The organism is Lyngbya sp. PCC 8106, from assembly GCF_000169095.1.
In the GTDB taxonomy this organism is placed as follows: Bacteria; Cyanobacteriota; Cyanobacteriia; order Cyanobacteriales; family Microcoleaceae; genus Capilliphycus.
This window is the reverse complement of sequence record NZ_AAVU01000006.1, coordinates 25,801-37,660: the sequence shown is the minus strand read 5'-3', so window position 1 is coordinate 37,660 and position 11,860 is coordinate 25,801. Positions and strand designations below refer to the sequence as shown.

Below are 11,860 nucleotides of genomic sequence, written 5' to 3'. Positions count from 1 at the left end.
CTTTATTCACCTAAATTCATCTGACCCAAAAATCCGGTCACAATTCGACTACCATCTTTGAGAACGTGAATTTCAATTTGATCACTCGCCCAAGTGAGTTTATCGGCAAATTCGGGATTAAAAACACGAACTTTTTGATTGCGAGAAGACACTAAAGATTCAGGTGAATGAATGGCTAAAGATTCGACAAACGGCCCATCAATTAAAAGGTCTAATTCATCTAACAAGTCTTGAGAAGCAGCAGGGGCTTGAGGGGATTGTAATTCTTCTAAGGTAAACCCCGTAAATGACATAATATTTAAACCCTTAGCTTTTAAAAGTTTTGCCAATTGAGTTAAACCGGATGCTTGCCAAAAAGGTTCTCCGCCCGAAAATGTGACACCTTGATTGTGAGAATTACTAATAATTTTATCAGCTAATTCTTCAACTTTGATCAACTGATTGGGTTGAAAAGACCAAGAAGGAGTATTAAAACATCCCCCACATTCTCGTTGACACCCTTGAACCCAAATCACCGCCCGACAACCAGGCCCATTGACTTCAGATTCATCAACATAACCCATGATATTCAGATATCCGGGGGGAATTTCTGCCAACAAAGCAGGAGGATTAAAAATCAGCTTGTTCATTTTAATTCTAGAGGAGAGGTTGGATAGAGTGATGTTATTTTGATCTATTTTAATCGAGTTGATTCGACGTCTCTTTTCGGTTAAAATGCCTCTACTCTCCCCAGTTTTGTGTGAAATCAAGCCAAAATCACACTTAAAATTTTAATTTATTTTTAAGATTTTACCGTTTATTTAACGTTTACCGAAAACTCATATTCATATCCGCGAAAGTTAGAATCAAGTTCTAGGGTATATTCTCCGGTTTGAGGAAGTTTACCTGTCCATTCACTGAGATTTTCAGTATAGGGATCTCCGGCTAAAAGTTCTCCGTCTGGGGTGACAATACGCGGAAAAACCTGTTGACGACTTTCCACCGTTAAAGTTTGACCGGCTTCTGCGTTGAGAGTATAACGATGACTTCCCCCGCCGATAATTTCTCCTCGAATAATGGCGGAATTTCCCCCTTGTAAAAAGTTAATTGGTGTTTCTACATTTGCACAACTACTATTCGTGCGATTTTTTGCCACCCATCCCTCTACCGGACTACTAATTTTTAACCAACCTTGATCTTCATTGACAACAGAAATAAACGTATTATTATCAAGTTGACCGACAATATTACCATCTTGAATTTCTGGGGAGGAACGAACATTTAGAGGCGGTTCCGGGTCATCAACCACAGCCATACTGATGCGACAATTTTCTACAGGGGGTCGAATCACGACGGGTTGAGGAGAAGGGGAAGAAATCGGGGCGTTAGCGGGTGCTGCTGCGGTGGGAGAAGGCGTCGTTTGGGGTTGACTCACGGAGTTTGAAGTCTCGGAAGCCGGAGGTTGAGAAGAATGGGTCGATACCGTCAGATAAGCTACAATCACGGCTGTAACAAGTCCGGCTGCACCTGCAATCATCAACTGGCTAGGTTTGAAGGACATGAGTATAAACCTCGTTTCTCCAGGAAAATTTATTGAACCAATTTAGTCTGAAAAGCTGTTGAGTCTGTGTTATGAGTTTCGAGATTACGCCTGAAAATTCAGGATTTTCTCTTAAAATTTGACATCGAGATTTTAAATCATCGTCTACCCTGTATATTTTAAATTAAACTTGAGCTGGCTTTATAATTGATCGCCAATATCTTATACTTCTATGTTACGATTCAACTCCCATCGACTTCCCTATCAGAAACGTTATCAACTGCTTCAACAGGTTAAAAATGAAGTCAAGCAATCTCGCTTACAATCACCTCACAGAGCGGTTTTAACCCAGTTAGCCCAGGAAACTCCCCCCTTACGAATGCGGCGAATTTGGGATATCGAAGCCAAAGTGGGAAATCGTCCTAGTTTTCGACTCTCCTCCAACTGTGGAATTATTCCCGTTTTTGATCGAATTGGGGGAAAGCTGTTGATTCTCGGGGGAACCGGGGCGGGAAAAACAACGACATTAATGGGATTAGCGAAGGTGTTGGTTAAACGGGCGCTCAAGGATGATGGAGAACCCATACCGATATTATTAAATTTAGCAACTTGGACTGATAGCGAACAATCGATAGAAAATTGGATTATTGACCAACTTAAGATTAAGTATAACATTCCCGCAGAGATCGGCAAAGATTGGCTTGAAAACTTACAAATTTTACCTTTATTGGATAGTTTAGATGAGGTAGGAAACAATCAAACAAATCAATGTATTCTCAAGCTGAATGAATTTTTATCGAGTGCTGTTTGTCCTCTACATTTAGTGGTTTGTAGCAGTGTAGAAGCTTATCATAGTTGTGAAGCGGTATTGCAGCTTAATGGGGCTATTTTACTGCGTCCACTCACCAAAAAACAAATTAGAACTTATTTGATGAATGCTCGCAGTCGAGAACTCTGGAATAATATTGAAAATGATGAAAGTTTATTGAAATTAGCGAAGAAACCGCTACTTCTCAGTATGATGACTTTAGCCTATGAAGAAATATTAATATCTTCTTGGAAGCGCTTAGAGACATTAGAAGAACAACGTCAATATTTATTTAATGCTTATATTAGAACTCAAATTGCACCTCACAGAGAACAGTCAACCTCTAGTAAGAACTGGGAAGAACAAAATTTAGAGAAGGTTAGGCAGGGTTTAGAGTGGTTAGCAAAACGTTTAGAAGAAGAAAATAAATCTGAGTTTTCGACTCAAGAAATTTCGCCCAGTTGGTTACAAGATTATGAACAAGAAAAAAAATATAATATTGGGGTTAAATTTATCTCGGGGTTGATTTGGTGGGGAATTGTGGCTTTAATCGCGATTGGGGTGATTTTTAGTTCAATTTGGGTTGTTTTGGGCGGAATACTTCTAGGCCTGATTTGGGCTACTCTCTATAAACGATTTGCGATTAATGACTGGATAAAACAGTTTGTTTTAAGATGGTTTTTGTCTTTGAAAGGTTATCTTCCTTGGCAAACTAATCAGTTTTTAAATACAGCAACTAAACGCTTGATTTTACAGAAAGTAGGTCGTCGTTATCGGTTTATTCATCGTTTACTTCAACGCCATTTTTCTCAACTGTAATTGTTATTTAAAAAAATATACAGAGAGTTAAATACTGACATAAATCAAGCGAATTTCTATCCTAAAATTTTCATAAGAGCTAGATTTCACAATGCGGTAAAAATAGCGTTAGAAAAAGTATGAAATTATGCTAATAGTTGATCATCCTGAACCGGAGGAAGGTGAATGAAATGCCTATAAAAAATTAAGCGATCGCTCAAACCTAAAGTGCGATCGCATTTTTTTATTCGGTTTTAAGCTAAGTTACTTGACTTATTCGCCGCCTTGAAGTTTGAGTAACAAGAAGCCACCGGCTAAACCGACTAAAACGATTGAAAAGCACAAGACTGAAACATAAATAATTTCACCAGCCATAGATTTTGATCTCTCCTTGATGTTATCCTTTTTTAATCTAGTATTTTAGCGTCCCTTTGGTCAAGCTTTTTTTCCTCAACTGAAGGAACTCTCGTTAAAGCTTGGTAGCAGGTTCCTGTACATTTGCAACTTTCTCGACAATAGCTTTACCAATTTCTAGGGAAGCGGTAGCAGCAGGAGAGGGAGCATTACAAACGTGCATAGCCTTACGTCCTTCTACAATTAAAAAATCATCCACCAGTTTGCCATCATTTCTCAACGCTTGCGCTCGCACTCCTGCGTGAGTCGGAATCAAATCTTCTGATTGAACTTCAGGAATTAGACGTTGTAAACTATGAACAAATGCCGCTTTACTAAAAGATCGAATAATTTCTTCAATGCCATCTTTGGCGTGTTTGGTGGCGAGTTTCCAAAACCCCGGATAAGTGAGTGTATCAAGAGTATCTGCTAAGTCAAAATCAGTCTTTTTATAACCTTCTCGCTTCAGACTTAAAACAGCATTAGGCCCCGCGTGAACACTCCCATCAATCATCCGGGTAAAATGAACCCCTAAGAAGGGAAAATTGGGATTGGGAACTGGATAAATTAGAGTTTTAACTAAATGGCGTTTTTGGGGAATGAGTTCATAATATTCGCCTCGGAAGGGAATGATTTTGGCTTCGGGTTTAACTCCACCTAAGCGAGTAATTCTGTCACTATATAATCCCGCACAGTTAATTAAAAATTTGGCTTTGAACTCACCTTGATTGGTTTCAATAACTGTACCTTCTGAGGTGTTTTTAATATTCTCAACTTTAGTCGAGAGTTGGAGTTTTCCCCCTTGTTGGGCAATCAATTCGGCATATTTTAGGGCAACTTGCGTATAGTTAACAATTCCGGTAGAATTGACCTTGATTCCCGCTAAACACTGGACGTAGGGTTCAACTTCTTTGACCTGTTCGGCAGTAATTTTGTGGATTTCAAGACCATTCTCTAAACCTCTTTGATAGAGATTTTCGAGGAGTGGTAATTCTTCCGGTTCGGTGGCAACAATAACTTTACCACACACATCATAATCAATATTATGTTTTTGACAAAATTCAACCATCGACTGACAGCCTTCTCGACAAAGTTTTGCTCTTAAGCTTCCCGGTTTATAATAAATTCCTGAATGAATGACACCGCTATTATTTCCGGTTTGATGAGGAGCAAAATGGTTTTCTTTTTCTAAAAGCAGAATTTGAGCATCGGGATAACGTTGGCCTAAAGCCATTGCTGTTGATAAGCCAACAATTCCGCCTCCAATAATTACAAAGTCATACATAATTTTAGAAAATTAATCAATCAGGTGTACGATTTTAAAGTTTATCTTACACTTTAATGTTTCTTGAAACAAGTCATTTCCGTAAAACTTAATCATCTATTGCGAGTTAAGTTTAGATCAATTATAATATTAGAGGAAGATCAAACTGTCAATTCTCAATTAAATGTAAATGTTATGGCATTTAATCGAATTCGAGTGGCAAAGGATAAAGCAGATTTTGTCAAAGCCTTAACTGAATCCGAAGGCAAAACAGGCCCGTTCCAAACCTACGCCGATGTGATTGTATTTGCAGCAACATTAGGAATACGCCGCAAAAAACGAATTCCTCTAGAAGCAGTTTCTAAGCGAGAACCGTCCCCCATTTCTTTAGAGATTTTTATTTCTCGCGGCTATGATTTCGTGATTAAACTCATCGCATTTTTAGAAACTAATGATTCACAAATCCTCTCTCCTTTTGATACAGATTCTGAAGAAAAACGAGCGATAATTTTTGAAGAATATGCGAATGGAGGTTTAGAAGTCTTACGAGAAGAATGTCGTGGGGCGGTGGATTATTCAGATCGATTATTATTATTGCTGATGTCGGAACGTGATCGTGAGACTCAATTAAAACAAGATCAAGAATTTGATTTAACTCGATTTTTGAATTAAAATTTGAATAAAAACTTTCAATTCAAGTGTTTCTATGCCAAAATTGAAATACCGTCTTACATCTTGTTAGAATGCTAGGAAAAAAACTGCGAGGACGATCTGAAATTATTCGTTTCTTAGGAAGTGGCGGCTTTGGGAAAACCTACTTAGCACGGGATCACGATTTACCCAGAAATCCCTTTTGTGTTGTCAAACAGTTTCAACCACAATTTCATCAACCCCAAGCCTTAAAACAGGCGCAACAATTGTTTCAGCGAGAACCAGAAGTTTTATATCAATTAGGTCATTATGATCAAATTCCTCGCCTATTTGCTCATTTTCAACAAGAAGAATTTTATATTGTCCAAGAATATATCGAAGGTCATGATCTCAGTCAAGAATTACAAATTGGGAAACAGTTATCTGATTTTGAAGTAGTCTCGCTGTTACGAGGTATTCTGGAGATTTTAGAATTTGTTCACCAACAACAAGTCATTCATCGAGATATTAAACCCTCAAATTTAATTCGTATAACGAAAGATAACAAGCTCGTTTTAATTGACTTTGGTGCGGTTAAACACGTCGCGGTTTATAATAAAATTCCCGGTACAGTGATCGGAATTCCTGGCTATATGTCTCCGGAACAAGCCAGAGGAAAACCCCAATTTAGTAGTGATTTATATGCAGTCGGAATATTAGGAATTCAAGCCTTAACCGGAACATCACCCCATAAGCTTTCGGAAAGTTCACACACTGGAAATATCATTGTTTTTCCGGGTTTTGAGTCTTTAGGGAGAGGAATAATCTTTGGAATGAGTTTAGGAATCATCTATGGTTTAGTTCGAGGGTTTCAAGGGGATATGATTCAACAAAAAACGTTTCCAAATCAAGGAATGTTTCAATCAGGGATTAACGCCTTAATTTTTGCAGTTATTGGATTTACTCTTCTTGGAATAGCTGCGGGTTTACTCAATTGGTATCTGAAAGGTTGGGTAATTTTAGGACTGTGTTTTGGGCTAATCGTGGGCGGTGGAGAAGCTTGTATTAAACATTTTATTGTGAGAGTAATTCTTTATATAAATGGAAGTATCCCCTGGAATTATGCGCGTTTTCTCAATGAAGCCACTCGACGAGTTTTAATGCAAAAAGTGGGAGGGGGTTATATTTTTATTCATCGCTTACTGTTAGAACATTTAGCACAAACTCATGTCAAATAGGGAAGCAAGTTAATAATTCAACCACTGAGCAATCGTTTGAGGAACAGGTAAAAGAATCACCAATAATAAACCCAGCGTTAGTAAACCGATAAAGTCTCGAATATTATTCAATTCACTGACATCATTTAACGCAGGTTCATCATTAAGTGGTAACAAAAAGAGCAAAATGGCTAAGATGAAAAACTCCTGACGAGTGAACGCCAAAACGAGAATTAAGATGCGAGAAACTTGACCAATCGCCATACTGGTCCGTTGACCCATCATCGCATGAACCATGTGACCCCCATCAAGAAGACCAATCGGGAGGAGATTAAACGCAGTGACGATTAAACCCAGATAACCCGCGATCGCAACCGGATGAAGATCGATAGCATGAGTCGCCGTCAACTCCGTTCCCAAAGTCAACTTACTCAACACCGTTAACAACAGCGAAAAACTCGGATCAATGGCATTAAAATCTAAAATTCCTGCACCATCGGGCGGAATGGGAACCACAGTTGAATGCGCCAATCCCCAAATTAAAATCGGTAACGTGGCGATAAATCCAGCCCAAGGGCCAGCAATACTGACATCAAATAAAGCTCGACGGTGGGGAAGTGGCGATCGCATTTGGATAACCGGCCCAAACGTCCCGAGAAAGAACGGCACGGGTATAAAATAAGGTAAAGTGGTGCGAATCTGATAACATCGAGCTGCCAAATAATGAGCGGATTCGTGAATCCCCAAAATTGCCATCAAAGACAAAGCATAAGGTAATCCTTTCAGTAACCAGCTCGGATCAGACTGCCAAATTTCTGGAGAGACATCTGTCATTTTGACCCCTACTATCGTCGTGGTAAACAATGTAACGACTAACAATGCCAAAGCCAGAATCGGTCGATTTAAGGGGTCATTGCGAGTGATCGTTGTGGATTTTTCGAGGAAAGGATTGGGAACTAGAGCAAAAAACGGCTGATCATTCAAATCCGTTTGAAAGACAACAATAAAGCGATCGCCAAACCGAGCCTTAATTTTATCTCGAATTGTTTGGTAGACCAGCTCAGGATTAGAGCGGATTTGACCGCGACAAATGACCGCTTGGGGCCGATGTTCTAGTTTTTGTAGGGGAAAAACTGACCAGGGAAAGCATTCACGGAGTTGACTTTCTTCGGCGGGTGTGATCACCCGAGGCGGTGGTAATTTTTGTGTCGGTTCAGAAGTCATTGCTGAAGTCGATGTCGTTGACGAATCAGTTGGAGGTGGGCTTTGGCGTCCGAGTTGAACTAGGAACCAGTAAACACAAGGACAAACAATAAAGGGGATGATGATCAATTCCAGGGGAATGCGCTTTTCTTCACCATGGACAAGCTGCCAGGTACTCCAAATCAACGCAGGTGTCATCATCACCAGCCACAAAATCCAAATCGGTGTACGGGTAATGCGAGCTACACCCCGTCGCAAAATCCAGTACGTTATCCACCCTAAAAGGAGTAACCACAACCAAAGAAGCATGATCTAATTTTACTGCGACTAATTACCTAGTCTAGAATTAACAATTAAAATGAGTAGACCGAACAAATACCAGGAGTCATTGACTCAAACTGACGCTTAGACTAAATTCTCTGCTATGCTATTATCCCACTTTAGTTCATCGGTTAGAGAGGAAGGGAAACAGATACAATGCCTGTAGATACAATCCATAAGTTGATTATTCTAGCTTGGGATAACGATTGCCTGTTTCTAGATTAGCGTGTTGAGTGCTGCTATGCTATCACTCTGGCTTGGAGACCCACAGTTTCATCCCATCATTTGAGTTTATCTGACAAAAATTTTTATGGTAGAGTCCCGACCCGTTTCTAAGCCCCCACAGCCGATCTTGGATTATATTTGGGCTTTTTCTCCCAACCGAGAGACGTTAGGAGGAACCGCCTACTTGATGATCGAAAATCAGACCAATATCTTAATCGATACTCCCGCTTGGGATGAGGTTAACCGGAATTTTATTGAACAACAGGGTGGACTTGATTGGTTAGTGATCACTCATCGCGAAAGCATCGGTAACGCCCGCAAAATTCAGCAAGCCACAGAATGTCATCTCCTCATCCAAGAACAAGAGGCTTATCTGATTCCCGAAGCCACAGTCACTACGTTTCAACAAACTTTTACTCTCAGTCCTCACAGCCAAATGATTTGGACTCCCGGTCACTGTCCAGGTTCGTCCTGTTTCTACTCTAGCTCGAATGGGGGGATCTTGTTTAGTGGGCGTCATTTGTTACCCAATCTTCAGGGTTTACCTGTCCCATTACGCACCGCGAAAACGTTTCATTGGCCCCGACAAATTCAGAGTGTTAAACGCTTAATTGAACAATTTTCACACTCTACCTTACAATTTATCTGTCCGGGGGCCAATACCGGAGCCTTACGCGGTAAACGGGTGATTAACCAAGCCTACGATAAACTCGCGAGTTTGGATTTAGAGGCGTTGTTACAAACAGAAATATTATTTTGACATCCTCCCCCGGATAAATCACGGGGGAATCCAAACATTACTGCTTGGGCTTCCTCTTTCTACGAGTTGACTTACTTGATTGAGTTTCCCCGCTCAAGCAGAGGTCGGTCTCTCCGGAGGCGTTGATTTCCGTCTGCCCGACGGTATTTTAAAAACAGATATTAAGCGGAAAAACGGATTAAGCTACGTGTGAGAAGCCTAGATTTATGCGTTTTACAGTCAAGTTAATCCGTTAATCTATTTCTTATCCGTTTCTTGATTTGCTAACTGTTTTAGTGCAGATTTTAGAATGTTGATTGCGGCATTTTTGTCACGGTCGGATGTGTATCCACAGTGAGGACATTTATGAGTTCGGATGCTAAGAGTTTTAACAACTTTTTCACCGCAATTTGAGCAGTTTTGAGAAGTATATGCGGGTTCAACGGCTACAACCGGAACCCCATAAATCTTCCCAAAATACTCCAACCATTCTCTAAATCTGTACCAAGCTGCATCATTAATTGATTTAGCTAAATGATGATTTTTAACCATGTTCCGTATCCGCAAGTTTTCAATCGCTACCAAATCGTTAGACCGGATGACGTGTTGAGCTAATTTACAGACCCGATTCTGACGCCTGCGTGAAACCTTGAGATGCGCTCTACCTAATCTATTCCTGGCTTTTTTACGGTTTTGACTCCCCTTTTGGGTTCTTGATAGTCGGCGTTGCAACTTTTTAAGTTGGCGTTCATCCTTTCTCAAAAAACGAGGATTGTCTACTTGATTGCCAGAACAATCAGTGTAGAAATAGTTGAGACCGACATCTAACCCTGTCTGTTTCCCTGTGAGTTCTTTCTTCTCCTCCCGGTTGTGGTCTATCAGAAATTGTACATAATACCCATCATGCCTTCTGATCACTCGAACTCGTTTAATTTGTTCAAGTTGATAGAAGTGCAAATTTCGACTTCCCCAAAGCTTAAATGTACCCGCTTCAAACTTGTCGCTAAAGGTTAAATAACGCCTATCATCCGACAGTTTCCATCCTGATGTCTTGTATTCAACAGAAGCTCTGACTTGATACTTCTTGAATTTGGGAAAGCCTTTCCGACCGGGTATTTTTTGCCGACAATTTCTATAAAACCGTTCAATTGATGCCCATGCTCTCTCTGCGTGTGCCTGTCGCGCCATTGAGTTTAATCTGGCTACCCAAGGGAACTCCTGATTATCGGACAGCACCTTGCAGTGCTTATAAGCGTCGTTGCGACTTTTAACCTGACCATCTAACCATGCTCTGATGACGCTGTTCCGAACAAAACGCCCCGTCCGAATGGCTTCATCCAACTTTCGGTACTGGCTTTCTGTTCCTTTCAGCTTCATCTCGTAGACCCGCATAGTTATCGTCATTACCTACGATAAGTTATGATAACACAAGCTTCTTCCCCTGCCAAATAAAATGGGCTGCTCTCGCAGAGCAATCCCCCGTTTTAAAACGGGGGCTTTACGCATCGTCACCGTAACTTGATTCATCTTTGTTCTCTGAACTTTTATTAAGATTTATCAATAATTTTCAGTGTATTTCAGTCTCCTCTTTAGCCCACTCTGATCCAAACCTTGGTAAAATACAGTTTGTGAGTTTAGTAATCACTCAGATTAAATAAATTTACCTCGATAATATTTCTCTGAAACCTGACCAAACCCTATGACTTCAACAACAACCTATCCTAACGCTCCAGATATTTCCACTGATGACTACGTGATTATCGGTTTAGCTACCTGCTTTCTCAAAGAAGAAGGGGAAGTTCATCAAGTCGAAATTATTGAACCCATTCCCTCAGCCGCCCTAGAAGCCATACTCAAAGGAATTCCAACCTCTTATCAAAAAGCTTGTGCAACAACAATAGGAGCGGTTCTCACAGGCGATACTGTCCAAATTCCCCCAGAATTTCCGCCCGAAGTTCAATTAGCGGATGAGTTCAAAGAAAGGTTGCTCTCCGCCACCCGAACTTATAAAAGTCGCCCCAATGCTCAATCTCATATTGCTTTAGGGACAGTTTTTCAAGAGTTTAACTATTCCTTAGAACGGAAACGAATTTTAAATTCTGAGCGAATTGTTAGTGCAGAGGATAACGTTAAACAACACAGTTATACTCATCAAGTTCTTTAAGCAGATTTGGGGAAGGGGAATTTGTCGGGTGTATTAGTGGGTTATCTTGGAGAATTTTGATTAAGATTTACCCAATTTTATGCACCCTATTATTTTTATCAATACACTCGATGATGTCTCTTACACTCACATCTGTTTATCTCGCAAATTTAGGTCTTCCGCTTTTTACTCAAAGTATTTTTTATCAAGTTCTTCTGCTAATTCCAATTATTTTTATTGAAGCTTTTATCCATAGAAAAATACTCAAACTCAAGATTGCTCGTTCGATCTCTATTGCTTTTAGTACCAACTTTATCTCGACTTTTGCTGGAGTTTTGTTGGTATTTATTGTCGGTCAAAATTATTGTTGTTTGCCTTTTTCTTTCCCTTTGTTACCCTTAGAACTGATTGTTACACTCATCCCGATGTTTTTCTTTTCTTTTATGTTAGAATTAATCGTTGGGTATCTGGTACTAAAAGAACAAGAGCAAAAAATAATTCATCAATCCTTTTTCCAGGCTAATGTCTTTACTTATCTGATGCTAGAAACATTGGCAATTACCCAACTGATTCGAGGGTACTGGAATTAAAAAGGTGAGT

At 40.0% G+C, this 11,860-nt stretch carries 12 protein-coding genes; 6 read left to right on the top strand and 6 right to left on the bottom strand.

The annotated features are described in order from the left end of the window. Nucleotides 1–2: 2 nt before the first annotated feature. Together L8106_RS05845 and L8106_RS05840 are read right to left on the bottom strand one after the other, a co-directional pair. Nucleotides 3–629, bottom strand: coding sequence for a 4Fe-4S single cluster domain-containing protein (locus tag L8106_RS05845; protein WP_009783297.1), 627 nt, complete (start codon nucleotides 627–629; stop codon nucleotides 3–5). Nucleotides 630–796: 167 nt separating this feature from the next. Continuing rightward, nucleotides 797–1,540, bottom strand: a complete 744-nt coding sequence (locus L8106_RS05840; protein ID WP_039895581.1) for an SH3 domain-containing protein — start codon at nucleotides 1,538–1,540, stop codon at nucleotides 797–799. 211 nt (nucleotides 1,541–1,751) lie between these two features. Between L8106_RS05840 and L8106_RS05835 the strand changes: the two genes are divergently transcribed. Further along, nucleotides 1,752–3,146, top strand: coding sequence for an NACHT domain-containing NTPase (locus L8106_RS05835; protein WP_009783295.1), 1,395 nt, complete (start codon nucleotides 1,752–1,754; stop codon nucleotides 3,144–3,146). 252 nt (nucleotides 3,147–3,398) lie between these two features. Here the strand turns inward: L8106_RS05835 and L8106_RS05830 are convergent, their stop codons facing one another. Both L8106_RS05830 and lhgO read right to left on the bottom strand, forming a co-directional pair. Beyond that, nucleotides 3,399–3,500, bottom strand: coding sequence for a PetM family cytochrome b6-f complex subunit 7 (locus L8106_RS05830; RefSeq protein ID WP_009783294.1), 102 nt, complete (start codon nucleotides 3,498–3,500; stop codon nucleotides 3,399–3,401). Between the two features lie 94 nt (nucleotides 3,501–3,594). Further along, nucleotides 3,595–4,803, bottom strand: a complete 1,209-nt coding sequence (lhgO, locus tag L8106_RS05825; RefSeq protein ID WP_009783293.1) for an L-2-hydroxyglutarate oxidase — start codon at nucleotides 4,801–4,803, stop codon at nucleotides 3,595–3,597. 174 nt (nucleotides 4,804–4,977) lie between these two features. Between lhgO and L8106_RS05820 the strand changes: the two genes are divergently transcribed. After that, nucleotides 4,978–5,454, top strand: coding sequence for a DNA phosphorothioation-associated protein 4 (locus L8106_RS05820; protein ID WP_039895580.1), 477 nt, complete (start codon nucleotides 4,978–4,980; stop codon nucleotides 5,452–5,454). A gap of 71 nt (nucleotides 5,455–5,525) precedes the next feature. Beyond that, complete coding sequence (locus L8106_RS29385; protein WP_009783291.1) at nucleotides 5,526–6,650, top strand: serine/threonine-protein kinase; 1,125 nt, start codon at nucleotides 5,526–5,528, stop codon at nucleotides 6,648–6,650. A 9-nt stretch (nucleotides 6,651–6,659) separates the two neighbouring features. Here L8106_RS29385 and L8106_RS05810 read toward each other — a convergent pair whose 3' ends face one another. Then, nucleotides 6,660–8,141 (bottom strand): site-2 protease family protein, encoded by a 1,482-nt coding sequence (locus tag L8106_RS05810; RefSeq protein WP_009783290.1) that lies wholly within the window; start codon nucleotides 8,139–8,141, stop codon nucleotides 6,660–6,662. Nucleotides 8,142–8,463: 322 nt separating this feature from the next. Here L8106_RS05810 and L8106_RS05805 point away from each other — a divergent pair, with 322 nt between their 5' ends. Beyond that, nucleotides 8,464–9,138 carry an MBL fold metallo-hydrolase gene (locus L8106_RS05805; RefSeq protein ID WP_009783289.1) on the top strand — a complete coding sequence of 225 codons (675 nt, stop codon included), beginning with the start codon at nucleotides 8,464–8,466 and terminating at the stop codon, nucleotides 9,136–9,138. A 237-nt stretch (nucleotides 9,139–9,375) separates the two neighbouring features. On the opposite strand, the gene L8106_RS05800 is transcribed toward L8106_RS05805, so the two are convergent. After that, nucleotides 9,376–10,509 carry an RNA-guided endonuclease TnpB family protein gene (locus L8106_RS05800; RefSeq protein WP_009783288.1) on the bottom strand — a complete coding sequence of 378 codons (1,134 nt, stop codon included), beginning with the start codon at nucleotides 10,507–10,509 and terminating at the stop codon, nucleotides 9,376–9,378. 307 nt (nucleotides 10,510–10,816) lie between these two features. On the opposite strand from L8106_RS05800, the gene L8106_RS05795 reads away from it, so the two are divergent. Next, the gene (locus tag L8106_RS05795; RefSeq protein ID WP_009783287.1) at nucleotides 10,817–11,281 is read left to right on the top strand and encodes a hypothetical protein; all 465 of its coding nucleotides are present in this window, start codon (nucleotides 10,817–10,819) and stop codon (nucleotides 11,279–11,281) included. Between the two features lie 110 nt (nucleotides 11,282–11,391). After that, nucleotides 11,392–11,850, top strand: a complete 459-nt coding sequence (locus L8106_RS05790) for a hypothetical protein (protein ID WP_156803597.1) — start codon at nucleotides 11,392–11,394, stop codon at nucleotides 11,848–11,850. Nucleotides 11,851–11,860: the final 10 nt, after the last annotated feature.